The 14,702-nt window shown below is 68.8% G+C and carries 14 protein-coding genes; 8 read left to right on the forward strand and 6 right to left on the reverse strand.

Annotated features, from left to right (window positions below):
- Positions 1-45: 45 nt before the first annotated feature.
- Positions 46-465: a hypothetical protein gene (locus HNP51_RS03135; protein ID WP_184266958.1), complete on the reverse strand. Its 420-nt coding sequence runs from the start codon at positions 463-465 to the stop codon at positions 46-48.
- A gap of 237 nt (positions 466-702) precedes the next feature.
- Between HNP51_RS03135 and groES the strand changes: the two genes are divergently transcribed.
- Both groES and groL read left to right on the forward strand, forming a co-directional pair.
- Positions 703-990, forward strand: a complete 288-nt coding sequence (gene groES, locus HNP51_RS03140) for a co-chaperone GroES (protein WP_008259448.1) — start codon at positions 703-705, stop codon at positions 988-990.
- A gap of 53 nt (positions 991-1,043) precedes the next feature.
- A complete protein-coding gene (gene groL, locus HNP51_RS03145) occupies positions 1,044-2,687 on the forward strand; it encodes a chaperonin GroEL (RefSeq protein WP_184266960.1) in 1,644 nt (547 codons plus the stop codon).
- Between the two features lie 235 nt (positions 2,688-2,922).
- Here the strand turns inward: groL and HNP51_RS03150 are convergent, their stop codons facing one another.
- Positions 2,923-3,867, reverse strand: coding sequence for a LysR substrate-binding domain-containing protein (locus tag HNP51_RS03150; protein WP_184266962.1), 945 nt, complete (start codon positions 3,865-3,867; stop codon positions 2,923-2,925).
- A gap of 89 nt (positions 3,868-3,956) precedes the next feature.
- On the opposite strand from HNP51_RS03150, the gene HNP51_RS03155 reads away from it, so the two are divergent.
- Together HNP51_RS03155 and HNP51_RS03160 are read left to right on the forward strand one after the other, a co-directional pair.
- The gene (locus HNP51_RS03155; RefSeq protein WP_184266964.1) at positions 3,957-4,103 is read left to right on the forward strand and encodes a hypothetical protein; all 147 of its coding nucleotides are present in this window, start codon (positions 3,957-3,959) and stop codon (positions 4,101-4,103) included.
- Positions 4,104-4,226: 123 nt separating this feature from the next.
- Positions 4,227-5,870 (forward strand): leucyl aminopeptidase, encoded by a 1,644-nt coding sequence (locus tag HNP51_RS03160; protein WP_184266966.1) that lies wholly within the window; start codon positions 4,227-4,229, stop codon positions 5,868-5,870.
- A 13-nt stretch (positions 5,871-5,883) separates the two neighbouring features.
- Here HNP51_RS03160 and greA read toward each other — a convergent pair whose 3' ends face one another.
- The gene (gene greA / locus HNP51_RS03165; protein ID WP_184266968.1) at positions 5,884-6,360 is read right to left on the reverse strand and encodes a transcription elongation factor GreA; all 477 of its coding nucleotides are present in this window, start codon (positions 6,358-6,360) and stop codon (positions 5,884-5,886) included.
- 48 nt (positions 6,361-6,408) lie between these two features.
- On the opposite strand from greA, the gene HNP51_RS03170 reads away from it, so the two are divergent.
- The 3 genes from HNP51_RS03170 (at position 6,409) to HNP51_RS03180 (ending at position 10,559) form a co-directional block, all read left to right on the forward strand.
- Positions 6,409-7,635: a TIGR03862 family flavoprotein gene (locus HNP51_RS03170; protein ID WP_184266970.1), complete on the forward strand. Its 1,227-nt coding sequence runs from the start codon at positions 6,409-6,411 to the stop codon at positions 7,633-7,635.
- 82 nt (positions 7,636-7,717) lie between these two features.
- Complete coding sequence (locus tag HNP51_RS03175) at positions 7,718-9,382, forward strand: M28 family metallopeptidase (protein ID WP_184266972.1); 1,665 nt, start codon at positions 7,718-7,720, stop codon at positions 9,380-9,382.
- A 31-nt stretch (positions 9,383-9,413) separates the two neighbouring features.
- Positions 9,414-10,559: a serine hydrolase domain-containing protein gene (locus HNP51_RS03180; RefSeq protein ID WP_184266974.1), complete on the forward strand. Its 1,146-nt coding sequence runs from the start codon at positions 9,414-9,416 to the stop codon at positions 10,557-10,559.
- On the opposite strand, the gene HNP51_RS03185 is transcribed toward HNP51_RS03180, so the two are convergent.
- The 3 genes from HNP51_RS03185 to HNP51_RS03195 form a co-directional block, all read right to left on the reverse strand.
- Positions 10,556-11,107 carry a nuclear transport factor 2 family protein gene (locus HNP51_RS03185; protein WP_184266976.1) on the reverse strand — a complete coding sequence of 184 codons (552 nt, stop codon included), beginning with the start codon at positions 11,105-11,107 and terminating at the stop codon, positions 10,556-10,558. The genes HNP51_RS03180 and HNP51_RS03185 overlap by 4 nt on opposite strands.
- Positions 11,108-11,161: 54 nt before the next feature.
- Entirely contained in the window at positions 11,162-12,166 is a 1,005-nt protein-coding gene (rarD, locus tag HNP51_RS03190; protein WP_184266978.1) for an EamA family transporter RarD, read from the reverse strand.
- A 141-nt stretch (positions 12,167-12,307) separates the two neighbouring features.
- On the reverse strand, positions 12,308-13,354 hold the full coding sequence (locus tag HNP51_RS03195; RefSeq protein WP_184266980.1) for an aspartate-semialdehyde dehydrogenase: 1,047 nt from the start codon (positions 13,352-13,354) through the stop codon (positions 12,308-12,310).
- A 161-nt stretch (positions 13,355-13,515) separates the two neighbouring features.
- Here HNP51_RS03195 and zapE point away from each other — a divergent pair, with 161 nt between their 5' ends.
- Positions 13,516-14,649, forward strand: coding sequence for a cell division protein ZapE (gene zapE / locus HNP51_RS03200; RefSeq protein ID WP_184266982.1), 1,134 nt, complete (start codon positions 13,516-13,518; stop codon positions 14,647-14,649).
- The last annotated feature ends 53 nt before the right edge of the window (positions 14,650-14,702 follow it).

A 14,702-nucleotide genomic window follows, 5' to 3' on the forward strand; every position in this document is an offset into this window, starting at 1 on the left:
AGGCCCGGCGTCGCCGCCGGGCCTTCATTCATCGCGCGCAGGAACCTACCAGCGGCGGTCGTAGCGATAGTCGCGACGGTTGTCGTGGCGGTCGCGACGGTCGTAGCGGTCGCGGCCCTGATAGCGGCCGTTGTAGTAGCCATCGCGGCTGTTGATGCCGTGGTCACGCTCCCAGTGGCCCTGATTCCGGTAGCAGCGGCCGCCGCGGTAATAGTTGCAGCCGTCGCGGTCGCTGTCCGACGCGACCGCGCCCAGGGCGGCGCCCGCCAAGGCCCCGCCGGCGACATAGCGTCCGTCGCCCTGACCGATCAGAGCGCCCGCCACCCCGCCGACGACGGCGCCCAGCACGGCGTCGCGGCCGGTGTTGTCGCGATCGCGGTCGCGATAGGACTGGGCGGCGACCGGAGAAGCGGCCAGCATGGTCAGGGCGATGGCGCCGACGCCGAGCTTGGAAATGGTCTTCATGGCGGGCTCCCTTCGAAAGCCTGTTGATCCGTTGTCTCCTTTTAGGCCGCGCCCGCTGAACGCTCCCAAGGGGCCTCGTTCATTTTCCAGTCATCTCGCAGCCAAGATTCGATGGGGCTCGCCCTTGACGGTGGGGGGGCCTCCCCCTAACTCCCATCGGGTTAGCACTCGGGGCGGGCGGCTGCTAAAGCTGCTGGCTCCGGGGCTTAAACCGACATTCTATTGGGAGATCATCAGATGGCGTTTCGTCCTCTCGGCGACCGCGTGCTGGTCAAGCGCGTTGAAGAAGAATCCAAGACCAAGGGCGGGATCATCATCCCCGATACGGCCAAGGAAAAGCCCCAGGAAGGCGAAGTCGTCTCCGTCGGCCCCGGCGTTCGCGATGAATCCGGCAAGGTCAACGCTCTGGAACTGAAGGCTGGCGACCGCATCCTGTTCGGCAAGTGGTCGGGCACGGAAGTGAAGATCGACGGCGACGACCTGATCATCATGAAGGAATCCGACGTCCTGGGCGTGCTCTCGTAAGCACTCTAGGTTTCCGGTTTCTCTCGTAAAAACATCTAGATAGGAGCTGCCCCATGGCCGCTAAAATCGTAAAATTCAACACCGATGCTCGCGACAAGATGCTGCGCGGCGTCAACGTCCTGGCTGACGCCGTCAAGGTGACGCTCGGTCCCAAGGGCCGTAACGTCGTGATCCAGAAGTCGTTCGGCGCTCCGCGCTCGACCAAGGACGGCGTCTCGGTCGCCAAGGAAATCGAGCTGGAAGACGCCTTCGAGAACATGGGCGCCCAGATGATCCGCGAAGTCGCTTCCAAGGCGAACGACAATGCGGGCGACGGCACCACCACCGCCACCGTTCTGGCTCAGGCCATCGTGCAAGAGGGCCTCAAGGCCGTCGCCGCCGGCATGAACCCGATGGACCTGAAGCGCGGCATCGATCTGGCCGTCGGCGTGGCTCTGGACGAGGTCAAGGCCATCTCCAAGCCGGTCTCGAACAACTCGGAAATCGCCCAGGTCGGCACCATCTCGGCCAACGGCGACGCTGAAATCGGCGAGCTGATCGCCCTGGCCATGGCCAAGGTCGGCAACGAAGGCGTCATCACGGTCGAAGAAGCCAAGACGGCTGAAACCACCGTCGACATCGTCGAAGGCATGCAGTTCGACCGCGGCTACCTGTCGCCCTACTTCATCACCAACGCGGACAAGATGGAGGTCGCCCTCGAAGAGCCCCTCATCCTGCTCCACGAGAAGAAGCTGACCTCGCTGCAGCCCATGCTGCCGGTGCTGGAAGCCGTGGTTCAGTCGGGTCGCCCCCTGCTGATCATCGCCGAGGACATCGAAGGCGAAGCCCTGGCCACCCTGGTGGTCAACAAGCTGCGCGGCGGCCTGCGCGTCGCCGCCGTCAAGGCTCCGGGCTTCGGCGACCGCCGCAAGGCCATGCTGGAAGACATCGCCATCCTGACGGGCGGCCAGGTCATCTCGGAAGACCTCGGCATCAAGCTTGAGACTGTCACCCTCGACATGCTCGGCAAGGCCAAGAAGGTCCAGATCACCAAGGACGACACCACCATCGTCGAAGGCGCCGGCGAGAAAGAAGGCATCGAAGCCCGCGTCTCGCAGATCAAGCGTCAGATCGAGGACACCACCTCGGACTACGACAAAGAGAAGCTGCAAGAGCGTCTGGCCAAGCTGGCCGGCGGCGTCGCCGTCCTGCGCGTCGGCGGCTCGACCGAAGTCGAAGTGAAGGAAAAGAAGGACCGCGTCGACGACGCCCTGAACGCAACCCGCGCCGCTGCCGATGAAGGCATCGTCCCGGGCGGCGGCGTGGCCCTGCTGCAAGCCTCCAAGAAGCTGATCGATCTGAAAGGCGCCAACGCCGATCAGAACGCCGGCATCGCCATCGTCCGTCGCGCCCTGCAGGCTCCGATCCGTCAGATCTCGGAAAACTCAGGCGTCGAAGGCTCGATCGTGGTCGGCAAGGTCATGGACTCGAACGACGCTTCGTTCGGCTTCAACGCCCAGACCGAAGAGTACGGCGACCTCGTACAGATGGGCGTGATCGATCCGGCCAAGGTCGTCCGTTCGGCTCTGAAGTCGGCCGCCTCGGTCGCCGGCATCATGATCACCACGGAAGCCGCTATCGCTGACGCCCCCAAGAAGGGCGGCGGCGGCGCCCCCGACATGGGCGGTATGGGCGGCATGGGCGGCATGGACTTCTAAGTCCAAGCCTCCTCACGCTGAGACGACGGAAGGGCGGGATCGAAAGGTCCCGCCCTTTCTTTTTCCTTCTCCCCTTGAGGGAGAAGGTGGGCGCCGGAGGCGCTCGGATGAGGGGTGTGAGCGCGACGTATCGCTAGGTGTCGTCACGCCTCGACTTTCCAATTTTCAGAGGCGGTGCCGACACCCCTCATCCGTCATGCGGCGCATGACACCTTCTCCCTCAAGGGGAGAAGGATCAGGAACCAACCTCCCCCACTTCCCGTCCCGCCAGCCGCGCGCCCTCCACCACGGCGGGGTCCGCCCGCGCCGTGTCGAGCAGCCAGTCGCGGAAGCGGGCGATCTTGGGGGTCAGGCGGCGGGCGGGCGGGTAGCAGATCCAGTAGCCCTCGGCCAAGGCGACCGTCTGATCGAAGGGCCGGACCAGCAGGCCGCGCTCCAGTTCGCGGGCGTAGAGGATGGGCGAGCCGAGAGCCACGCCCTGATCGCCCAGGGCCGCCGCCACCTCCATGGCCTGGTTGTCGGCGGTCAGACGCGGCGGCGGGGCCGTGTCGGCGGGCGAGACCTCGGCGGCAGCGAACCAGGCGGCCCATTCGCGCGGCTCGCCGACCAGATGGGCGCGCTTCAGGTCGGCGGGGATCTTCAGGTCCAGCCGGTCGCGCATGGCGGGGGTGCACAGGGGGGTGAAGACGGCGGGCATCAGGAAGCGGCTCTCCAGCCCCGCCCACTGACCCGAGCCGAACCGCAAGGCCACGTCCAGCCCGTCGGCGCCCAGCATCGACAGGGTGGGGCTGGTGTCCACCCGCACCGCCAGATCGGGGTTGTCCAATTGGAACGACCCCAGCCGCGTCGCCAGCCACTGGGTCGCCAGGGTCTGAAGCGTGGTGATGGCCAGCACGCCCTGATCGGCCTCGACCACGTCGGCCACGGCGCGCCGCAACAGGGTCATGGCCTCGATCGAGGCCGTGGCCAGCCGCTCGCCCTCCGGCGTCAGCGACACCTGGCGCACGCCGCGCACGAACAGGGGGCGGTCCAGCCTCTGCTCCAGGTCGCGGATGCGCCAGCTGACCGCCGCCTGGCTCATGCCCAGGGCCTCGGCGGCGCGGGTGAAGCTGAGCAGGCGCGCGGCGGTCTCGAACACCCTCAAGGCGTCGACGGGAATGCGAGACAGGATATCATTCATAAGCAAGCCTTATGCGTTGACCCTGTTGTCTCGTTTGTGAACGCCCGCCGTCAACTGCATATTCAGGCCTCAAGAAAGGAGGACGACCGATGGACTACATTTACAGCACTCATAAGGAACCCGCGTGGGGCTGGATCGGCGCCCTGCTGGACGCCCGCAAGGCCGCCGCGCCCGTCGCGAACCCGCTGGCCGCCAAGCCTGCGCCGCGCCTGCGTCCCCGCCGCGCCGCCGCCTGACCAGCCGACCGCCGCGCCGCGACACGGCGTCGCGGTCGGTCCTTCCTTCGCCGGAACGGTTTGCGCCGCTCCGGCGACCTTGGCCATAAGAACCCCTTCATCGTCACCGAGGGGGCTCCGCCGATGCGCCGCACCAAGAATTTCCCGACCTTCGCCGCCGCCGCTGCTCTGGCCGCCGTCAGCCTGAGCGTCGCCATGCCCGCCGAGGCGCAGTCGCGTCGCGCAGCCAGCGCCGAAGCGCCTGCGTCCCTGACGCCCCGCGCCGCCCCCGCCGTGCAGCGCGCCGTGACCTTCGCCGCCACGCCCGGCCAGGCCTCGGGCGCCCTGGTCCTGCCGCTGGGCGCCGAGGCCGACCTGGCGACGCGCGGCGCCGCCCTGAGCCCCGCCGTGCGTGAGGCGATCGCCGCCGCCCTGACCGCCGCCCGCTTTGACTACAAGGCGCGCCAGACGCTCAGCCTGCATGGCGTCGGCGGCTGGGACCGCATCCTGATCGTCGGCCTGCCCGCTGACGCCAAGCCCGCCGACAGCCAGACCGCCGGAACCGTCGTGGGCCGGGCCCTGATCGCCCAGCCCGGCGCGATGACCGTCCTGACCGCCGGCCTGTCCGCCGACAGCGCCGCCGAGCTGGCTGCGGGCCTCGGCCTCGGCCAGTACCGCTCGGACCTGCACCGCACCACGGGCCGCGACGCCGCCGCGCCGGGCGGGATCATAGTGGTCGCCGATGACGTGTCCGGCGCTCAGGCCGCCTGGCGGCGCGGCGCGGCCCTGGTCGAGGCCATGGCCTGGACCCGCGACGTGTCGAACGAACCCGCCAACGTCATCTATCCCGAGAGCTTCGTCGAGCGCGCCCGCGCCGCCTTCGCCGGCCTGCCCGGCGTCGAGATCGAGGTGCTGGACGTGCCGGCCATGCAGGCCCTCGGCATGGGTTCGCTGCTCGGCGTCGGTCAGGGCTCCGCGCGCCCGCCGCGCCTGCTGGTGGTCCGCTACAAGGGACGGGGCGCGCCCGAGGCCGGCCCGATCGCCCTGCTGGGCAAGGGCATCACGTTCGATTCCGGCGGCATCTCGATCAAGCCGGGCGCCAATATGGGCAATATGAAGATGGACATGTCGGGCGCCGCCAGCGTCGTCGGCGCCGTGCTGGCCCTGGCCAAGGCGGGCGCGCCGGTCGACGTGGCCGCCGTCGCGGCCCTGGCCGAAAACATGCCCGACGCCAACGCCATCCGGCCCGGCGACGTCCTGACCGCCATGAACGGCAAGACCATCGAGGTCATCTCCACCGACGCCGAGGGGCGTCTGGTCCTGGCCGACGCCGTGGTCTGGGCCGACACACGCCTGAACCCCGCCGCCATCGTCGATGTGGCCACCCTGACCGGCTCGGTCGGCGGCGCCCTGGGCAATGACTACGCCGGCCTGTTCAGCCGCCACGACGCCCTGGCCGACCAGCTGAAAACGGCGGGCGATGCCACCGGCGAGCGCCTGTGGCGCCTGCCGCTGCACCCCTCCTATGCAGGCGCCACCAGCAGCCCCATCGCCGACATCAAGAACTCGGGCGAAGGCGGCGCGGGCGCGGGCACAGGCGCCCACTTCATCGGCTATTTCGCCCGGCCAGAAACGCCCTGGGCGCATCTGGACATCGCCAACATGGCCTATGGCGGCGCCAGCGACGTCAAGCCGGCGGGCTCGGCGGGCTTCAGCGTGCGTCTGCTGGAACGCTTCGTGCGCGACTTCCAGCCGGTGGCCAAGGTGAAGGGAACCGGCGGCTTCTAGGCCGCCCTAACCTCTAGTCGACGGCGACGATCTCGACCGACTGGCCCGCCACGGTCGCCTCGTCGCCAACCCGCTTGCCCATCAGGGCGCGGGCCAGGGGCGAGACGTGGCTGACCGAGCCCTGGGCCGGATCGGCCTCGTCCTCGCCGACGATGCGCCAGGTCTGGGTGCGGCCGTCCTCGCGCTCGATGGTGACTGAGCCGCCGAAGCGCACCCGACCGTCCGACTTGGTCTCCAGCAGCTGGGCCGAGGCCCGCCGCGCCGACCAGTAGCGCAGGTCGCGCGTGGCCCGGGCCATGGCCGTGCGGTCCGCCTCGATCGAGCCCTTGGCCTGGGCCGCCGAATAGGCCGCTCGCGCCGAGGCCAGCTCAGCCTCGATCGCGGCCATCCCCTCGGGCGTGACATGGTTCGGATGGGGCGAGATCGGGCGGTCCACCAGGTCGGCGGCCGTGGCTTCCAGATCTTCTTCTCGGGTGAAGGCGACGCTCATGATGACACAGCGTATGCCGTTCGCGGACGTTCCGGTCTAGAAGAGCCGATGACCGACGCTCCTTCCTCCGCCCCCTCTACCGTAACCGTGATCGGCGCCGGCCCCGCCGGGCTGATGGCCGCTGAGCGCCTGGCCTCTGCGGGTCTGCGCGTCACGGTCCATGAGCGCATGCCCTCGGTCGGGCGCAAGTTCCTGCTGGCCGGTCGCGGCGGACTGAACCTGACCCATTCGGAGCCGCTGGCGCCCTTCCTCGACCGCTACGACGCCCCGGCCCGTGAGCGGGTCGCCGAATGGCTGGCCGCCTTTTCCCCCGCCGATCTGACCGCCTGGGCCGAGGGGTTGGGGCAGGAGACCTTTGTCGGCTCGTCGGGCCGGGTCTTTCCCCGAACGATGAAGGCCTCGCCCCTGCTGCGAGCCTGGCTGACGCGGCTGGAGAGCCTCGGCGTCGAGATCCGCGTCCGCTCACGCTGGACCGGCTGGAAGGACGGGGCTTTGAGCTTCGACACGCCCGAGGGCGAACAGCTGGAGCAACCTGACGCCGTAATTCTGGCGCTGGGCGGGGCCAGCTGGGCCCGGATGGGCTCCGACGCCGCCTGGGTCCCAGAACTGGAGACGGCGGGCGTGGCCGTCGCCCCCTTCCAGCCCTCCAACGTCGGCTTCGACGTCGCCTGGTCGCCCCTGCTGCGCGAGCGCTTCGCCGGTCAGCCGATCAAGGGCGTGGCCCTGACCCACGCCGGACGCACCGTGCGCGGCGAGGCCATGATCGCCGCCTATGGCATTGAGGGCGGCGGCGTCTATGCCCTGTCGGCCGATCTGCGCGACGCCATCGCCCGTGACGGCAAGGCCGAGCTGACGCTGGACTTGCGCCCCGCCATCAGCCGCCAGGCCCTGACCCAGAAGCTGCTGAAGCCGCGCGGCAAGGACAGCCTGTCGAACTGGCTGCGCAAGATTCTTCATCTGGACCCCGCCGCCATCGCCCTGCTGCGTGAGGGCGGACCTCTGCCGAGCGAGCCCGGCCCTCTGGCCGCGCGCATCAAAGGGGTGACCCTGACCCTGACCGGCGTTCAGGGCCTGAGCCGCGCCATCTCCTCGGCGGGCGGCGTGACGCTGGACGCCGTGGACGACCATTTGATGCTCAAGGCCAAGCCCGGCGTTTTCGTGGCGGGCGAGATGCTGGACTGGGAGGCGCCGACCGGCGGCTATCTGCTGCAGGCCGCCTTCGCCTCGGGCGCCGTGGCCGCCAACGGCGCAGCGGCCTGGCTAAAGGCGCGCTGATCGACCAGGGGCGGGGGTCGACAGCGAGGCTGGGAGGGGGCAGCGTGGCGGCTCCCCTTTAGCCGCCGTTCGAGTGCGCCTCATGTCGATGCCCCGTTACGCCGCCACGCTCGGCCTGATCGCCGTGCTGATGACCTCGACCTCGGCACTGGCCCATATGGCGCCCCAGACCGCGCCGGGTCGCGTCGATCCGGCCCGGCTGAACGAGGCGACGCGGGTTCTGGCCTCGGACGAATTAGAGGGCCGCGCCCCGGTCACGCCGGGCGAGGACAGGACCATCGCCTGGCTGACGGAACAGTTTCAGGCCCTGGGGCTGGAGCCCGGCGGTCCGGACGGATCTTGGGTCCAGGTGGCCCAGGTCAGCCGCACCAGGCAGGACGGCCCCGCGACCATCAGCGTGACCAGCAAGAGCCAGACCATGGCCCTGAACCGCGCCACGGACGTCATCGTCTCGTCGGACCGGCCGGTCAGCCACGTGACCCTGACCGATGCGCCCCTGGTCTTCGTCGGCTATGGCGTCGATGCGCCGGAGCGCGGCTGGGACGACTACAAGGGCGTCGATCTGCGCGGCAAGATCATGCTGGTCCTGGTCAACGACCCCGACTTCGGCGCGCCGGAAGGCCACCCGGTGGCGGGCAAGTTCGACGGTCAGGCCATGACCTTCGCCGGACGCTGGACCTACAAGTTCCAGGAGGCGGCGGCGCAGGGGGCGGCTGGGGTTCTGGTCATCCATGACACCGCTGGCGCGGGCTATCCCTGGTCGACGCTGGAGAATTCCTCGACCGCGCCCAAGTTCGACATCGTCCGCGCCGACCCGGACAAGGAGCGGGTGGCGGCGCAGGGCTGGATCCAGGGTCCGGTCGCTGAAAAGCTGTTCCAGGACGCCGGCCTCGACTTCGCGGCGCTGAAGGATCAGGCGCGCACCCCCCAGTTCCAGCCGGTCACGCTGGACGGGGTGACCCTGTCGATCGACTTCGGCCAGACCGCCGACCGGGTCGAGACGCGCAACGTCATCGCCCGCCTGCCGGGCACGACCCACCCGGACGAGACCGTCATGTTCGGCGCCCACTGGGACGCCTATGGCCGCGCCACGCCCAAGGGGGGCGACGACATCTATAACGGCGCCGTGGACAATGCGACCGGCGTGGCGGCGGTGCTGGAGCTGGCGCGCCTGTTCGCCGAGGGGCCGCGCCCCCAACGCTCGACGGTCTTCGTCAGCTGGGCGGCTGAGGAGACAGGGCTGCTGGGGGCCGAATACTACGCCGCCAACCCGGTCTGGCCGCTTGAGACGACGGTGGCCAACATCAATATGGACAGCCTGCTGCCGGGGACCGAGATCGACCCCAATATCGTGGTCATCGGCGCGGGCAAGAATGATCTGGACGACCGGCTGGCCGTACTGGCGGGCCGCGAAGGCCGCCGCCTGATCCCCGATCCGGCGCCCCAGGCCGGGGCCTTCTATCGCTCGGACCACTTCCCGCTGGCGAGGAAGGGCGTCCCCGCCCTGTTCGCCGCCGCCGGCTTCACCGGCCACAACACCGCCAGCCGCGACTACGTCGCCAACCGCTATCATCAGCCCACGGACGAATGGACGCCGGAGTGGAAGATGGACGCCGCCGCCGCCGATGTGCAGCTGCTGTATGAGGTCGGCGCCGCCCTGGCCAACTCGCGCGACTGGCCCGCGTGGAAGCCGGGCGACGAATTCGCGGCGGCGCGCAACGCCTCGGCAGATGCGCGCAAGCCGTGACCCCGACCGCCTGACGCGCTAGACCGCCGCCATGACCCAAGCGCCCGAAATCCACGGCCTCTGCCCTGCCCCGTTCAATGCGGTGAAGGACGCCTTCGCCGCCAACTTCACCGATGCGCCCGAAGGGCTGAACGAGCTGGCGGCGCGGTTCAGCGTGACCATCGACGGCGAGGTCGCGGTCGATCTATGGGCCGGGTCGGCGGATCTGGCGGGGGCGACGCCCTTTACCGAGAAGACCCTGGTTCCGGTCTTCTCGACCGGCAAGGCGGTCATGGCCCTGATGATCGCGCGCTGCGTGGACAAGGGTCTGCTGTCCTATGAGGACCGGGTCGCCGACCACTGGCCGGCCTTTGGCGCGGCGGGCAAGGACCAGCTGACCGTGGGCCAATTGATGAGCCACCAGTCCGGCCTACCGGGCTTTTCCGAAGGCGTCGAGCCGGCCATCTGGTTTGACCGGCAAGCCGTGCTGGACCGGCTGGCCACCCAGACCCCGCTGTGGGAACCGGGCACGGCGTCGGGCTATCACCCCATCACCATCGGCTATCTGGCCGGCGAACTGTTCCGCATCGTCGATGGGCGGAGCATGGGGACGGCGCTGCGCGAAGACTTCGCCCAGCCGTTCGACCTGGATCTGTGGATCGGTCTGCCCGAGGGCGAGCATGGACGGGTGGCGCAACTGCGTAAGCCCGCCGCTGCGCCGGACCTCGGCCCCATCGACGCAATCAAGAAGGCCGCCTTCCTCGACCGGGGCTCGGCGCCGGGCGGGCGCGGCTCGACCGAATGGCGCATGGCGGAAATCCCTTCGGCCAACCTGCACGGCACGGCGAAGGATCTGGCGCGGATGATGTCCATGATCGCCACGGGCGGCGCCCTGGACGGTCGGGCGGTGCTGTCGGAGGAGACGCTGGCTCAGGCGACACGGGAACGCATCCACGGTCAGGACAGGGTCCTGCCCTATGTCATGAGCTGGGCGGCCGGCTTTACCCGCAACGAAGGCCTGAACGTCTTCGGTCCCAACCCGCTGGCGGTCGGCCACTGCGGCTGGGGCGGGTCGATGGCCTTCGCCGATCCCGATGCGCGCGTCTCGGCGGCCTATGTCATGACGCGCCAGTCGCCGCATCTGATCGGCGACCCGCGCGCCCTGCGCCTGGTCGAGGCGCTCTACGCGGCGCTTTAGGCGTCAGCGCCCCAGGCGAGCTGATCGTGGACAATGCGCCAGCCGTCTTCGGTGCGGCGCAGGACGCGGGTGAACAGGCCGCGATGGGTCTTGCCTTCGCGGCGCATGACCACGCGGCCCGAGACCACGGTGGTGTTGACGTCGAACTGCAGGGTCTCGAACCACTCATAGGTCATCTGGCCCAGGCCGCCGGGCTGGGCGGCGCGGGCTTCCAGGGCGGCGCGCACGGCGTCCGGCCCCTTCAGCGGGGTGTCGCCGAGAAAGACCAGCAGGGGCTCGTCAGCGACATAGGTGGCCATGACCGCGTCCACATCGCCCGACGACCAGGCCTCGGCGGCGGCGTCCAGGGTGTTGCTGACGGCGTCGAAGGTCTCGGCCGTGGTCGGTACGACGACCGGCGGGGTCGAGGTGACGGGCGCCTCCGTCCGCGCGGTGCGGATGACTTCATCGCCGCCCCCCTGCATGCCCACGCTCTGGGCGCAGGCGGACGAGCCCGCCGCCAGGACGACAGACAGGGTGAGGGCGGCGAGAGAGCGGGCGCGGATCATCACCCCTTCTAGGCTGGAACGGCGCCGGACCTCAACGTGGGTTCTGGCCGCGCTTCAGCGCGAGGAGGGCGGGGCGTCGTCCATCGCGGCCATGCGATCCTCGGCGGGGTCGTCCAGCAGGCCGGGCTCGGGGGCGACGATGGTTTCGGCGGTGCGGCTGCCCCGGCGCACCTTGAGCACCGCCCCGACCGCGAAGACGCCCACGGCGACCCAGATGAAGACGAAGGAGGCGATGCGCAGCGGGCCCAGGGCCTCGCCTTGCAGCGCGCCGATGATGAAGACGATGGTCGGGGCCAGGAACTGCAGGAAGCCCATGCTGGACAGGGGCATGCGCCGCGCCGCCCAGGCGAACAGGGCCAGGGGTATGACCGTGGCCGGGCCCGCGAACAGCAGCCAGAGGGTCGCCGCGGGCGTGGCGGTGAAGTGGCCGGCGCCCGTGGTTTCGATGTGGATCAGCCAGATCAGGCCAGGCAAGGCCAGCAGCAGGCATTCCAGGAAGAGGCCGGTCTGGGCGTCGACCGACACCCGTTTCCTGATGATGCCATAGGCGGCGAACGTCAGCGCCAGAACCAGCGACACCCAGGGCGCATGGCCCAGGGCCAGGGTCTGCAACACTACGCCGATAGCGGCCAGGGCCATGGCGATCTTGCCCGCCCAGTCGATCCGCTCGCGGAACAGCCAGGCGCCGGCGGCCATGTTGAGCAGGGGATTGAGATAGTAGCCGAGCGAGGCGTCCAGCGTCCGCCCGTTGTTCACCGCGACGATATAGACGGTCCAGTTGGTGGCGATCAGGATTGCGGAGAGGCTGAGCCAGCCCAGCACCTTGGGCTGACGCAGCACGGCCATGACCTGGGACCACTGGCGCGCCAGCAAGACCAGCAACAGCGACCAGACCAGGCCCCAGACCGCACGGTGCCCCATGATCTCCCAGGCGTTCGCGCCCTGATGCGCCATCTGCTGGAAGATCAGAGGCACGAAGCCCCAGATCAGATAGCAGATGACCCCGGCCGCCAGGGCCGTGCGGGCTTCGGACGAGTGGGTGGAGGGAGACGCGGTCACAGGGCGGACGCCTTGAAAATCGTCATCCCGGACGATCCGAAGGGTCGATCCGGGACCGCATCAAACGGCGACGTTCGTTGCGGTCCCGGCTCTGCCCCTCGCTTGCGCGAGGGTTCGGCCGGGATGACGGCAAACAGCTACTTAAACCGTCAGCGTGCGATAGCCGCTCGACGGGGTGATGACGCCGGTTTCGTCCAGCAGCTGGGCGATCTGGACGGCGTTCAGGGCCGCGCCCTTGCGCAGGTTGTCGGACACGACCCAGAAGCTGAGGCCGTTCTCGACCGTCGGGTCCTTGCGGATGCGGCTGACGAAGACGGCGTGGTCGCCGGCGGCGTCGACGGGGGTGATGTAGCCGTCGTGCTCCAGCTTATCGATGACCATGACGCCGGGCGCCTCGCGCAGGATCTCGCGGGCCTCGTCCGGCTCGATCGGGCGATCGAACTCGACCGTCACGGCCTCGGAGTGGCCGACGAAGACCGGCACGCGGACGCAGGTCACGGTCAGCTTGATCGAGGGGTCGATCATCTTGTGGGTCTCGTCCCACATCTTGGCTTCCTCGTCGGTATAGCCGTCGTCGCGGAAGGCGCCGATGTAGGGGATGACGTTGAAGGCGATCTGCTTGGGGAACTTCTTCGGCGTGGCGTCGCCCAGGCCGTAGATGGCCTTGGTCTGGTTCCACAGCTCGTCCATGCCTTCCTTGCCGGCGCCCGAAACCGACTGGTAGGTCGAGACGACGACGCGCTTGGCCTTGGCCGCGTCATGCAGGGGCTTCAGCGCCACGACCAGCTGGGCGGTCGAGCAGTTGGGGTTGGCGACGATGTTCTTCTTGCGCGCCAGCTTGACCGCGTCAGGGTTCACCTCCGGCACGATCAGCGGCACGTCGGGGTCCATGCGGAAGGCCGAGGAGTTGTCGATGACGATGGGACCGGCCTTGCCGATCTTCTCCGACCATTCCTTGGACACCTTGCCGCCGGCGCTCATCAGGACGAGGTCGACGGTCGAGAAGTCGAACTGCTCCAGGTCTTCGCACTTCAGCGTCTTGTCGCCGAAGGAGACCTCCACGCCTTTGGATTTTCGCGAGGCGATCGCATGCATCTTATCGACGGGGAAGTTCAGTTCCTCGATGATGTTCATCATTTCGCGACCGACATTGCCGGTGGCGCCAACGACGGCGACGCGATAGCCCATGATTTATTTATCCTTAGTAGGGGCGCTGGGGAGAAAAGCGGTTCTGCATTTGGGTCTTTCGCAAGCGCGAAGCAACCAGTTTTACCCAAATATTCCGTCCGCCGCGCAACGGAAAGCCCGCCGCCTTTCCTGATCGGCCCCTTGAGGCTATGCCGCTGACCATGACCTCTCGTATCCGCAACGCCTACGACATCCGCGTCGAAGAGGGCGTCATCGCCCCCGATCCCAAGCAGCTGGAGCTGCTGGCCGCGCTGGAACGGCTGGAAGCGGACCTGGCCAGGAAGGGCCTGTTCGGACGCCCGCCCGAGGTGAAAGGCATCTACATCTGGGGCCCGCCGGGGCGCGGCAAGTCCATGCTGATGGACCTCTTCTACTCGGCCACGCCCGAGCAAAAGAAGGTCCGCGCCCACTTCCACGCCTTCATGGCCCGTATCCACGACCTGGTGAAGCAGTGGCGGGACGGCGACGCCCGCACCCGCAAGGCGGTATTCGGGACCAGCAAGGGCGACGACCCCATTCCGCCGATCGCGGCCCTGATCGCCTCGGAAGCCCGGCTGTTGTGCTTTGACGAACTGCAGGTTACCGACATCGCCGACGCCATGATCCTGGGCCGACTGTTCGACGCCCTGTTCGAGAAGCGGGTGGTGCTGGCCATCACCTCTAACCGCGCGCCGGAAGACCTCTACAAGAACGGCATCAACCGCCAGCTCTTCCTGCCCTTCATCGACATCCTTCGGGAACGTTGCGAGGTGGTGGAGACGGCGGGGGCGCGCGACTTCCGCCTGGACCGGATGGCCGGGGCCAAGGTCTGGTTCGCGCCGCTGGATGACGCGGCGCGTTCCGGCTTCGAGACCCTGTGGTCGGACCTCAAGGGCGGCGAGCCGGAGGAGCCGGCGGCCCTGCCGGTGCTGGGCCGTCAGGTCCGGGTCCAGCGCACGGTCGGCGGCATGGCGCGGGCCAGTTTCAGCGAGCTGTGCGGATCGCCGCTGGGGCCGCAGGACTATCTGGCCGTCGCTCGACGCTTTCACACCCTCTTCCTGTCCGACGTGCCGAGGCTCAGCCCGGCCAACCACCACGAGGCCCGGCGTCTGGTGACGCTGATCGACGCCCTCTACGAGGCCAAGACGCGGCTGGTGGTCCTGGCCGAGGCCGAGCCCGAGAGCCTCTATGCCGAGGGGGTCGGGGCCTTTGAGTTCGAGCGCACGGTGTCGCGCCTCAACGAGATGCGCAGCGCCTCCTGGCTGGAGCAGCGGGGCGAAGACGACGAGGCGGAAGAGGCGGCGGTTCACGCCTGACCTGGAGCCCGTCATCCCGGCCGTAGCGCAGCGGAGAGCCGAGACCGCCCAAG

It is taken from the genome of Brevundimonas bullata (assembly GCF_014207965.1).
Classification (GTDB): domain Bacteria; phylum Pseudomonadota; class Alphaproteobacteria; order Caulobacterales; family Caulobacteraceae; genus Brevundimonas; species Brevundimonas bullata_A.

Coding starts and splice junctions, on each gene's coding strand:
- HNP51_RS03135 (WP_184266958.1), bottom strand. CDS start 465: ATGAAGACCATTTCCAAGCTCGGCGTCGGCGCCATCGCCCTGACCATG.
- groES (WP_008259448.1), top strand. CDS start 703: ATGGCGTTTCGTCCTCTCGGCGACCGCGTGCTGGTCAAGCGCGTTGAA.
- groL (WP_184266960.1), top strand. CDS start 1,044: ATGGCCGCTAAAATCGTAAAATTCAACACCGATGCTCGCGACAAGATG.
- HNP51_RS03150 (WP_184266962.1), bottom strand. CDS start 3,867: ATGAATGATATCCTGTCTCGCATTCCCGTCGACGCCTTGAGGGTGTTC.
- HNP51_RS03155 (WP_184266964.1), top strand. CDS start 3,957: ATGGACTACATTTACAGCACTCATAAGGAACCCGCGTGGGGCTGGATC.
- HNP51_RS03160 (WP_184266966.1), top strand. CDS start 4,227: ATGCGCCGCACCAAGAATTTCCCGACCTTCGCCGCCGCCGCTGCTCTG.
- greA (WP_184266968.1), bottom strand. CDS start 6,360: ATGAGCGTCGCCTTCACCCGAGAAGAAGATCTGGAAGCCACGGCCGCC.
- HNP51_RS03170 (WP_184266970.1), top strand. CDS start 6,409: ATGACCGACGCTCCTTCCTCCGCCCCCTCTACCGTAACCGTGATCGGC.
- HNP51_RS03175 (WP_184266972.1), top strand. CDS start 7,718: ATGTCGATGCCCCGTTACGCCGCCACGCTCGGCCTGATCGCCGTGCTG.
- HNP51_RS03180 (WP_184266974.1), top strand. CDS start 9,414: ATGACCCAAGCGCCCGAAATCCACGGCCTCTGCCCTGCCCCGTTCAAT.
- HNP51_RS03185 (WP_184266976.1), bottom strand. CDS start 11,107: ATGATCCGCGCCCGCTCTCTCGCCGCCCTCACCCTGTCTGTCGTCCTG.
- HNP51_RS03195 (WP_184266980.1), bottom strand. CDS start 13,354: ATGGGCTATCGCGTCGCCGTCGTTGGCGCCACCGGCAATGTCGGTCGC.
- zapE (WP_184266982.1), top strand. CDS start 13,516: ATGACCTCTCGTATCCGCAACGCCTACGACATCCGCGTCGAAGAGGGC.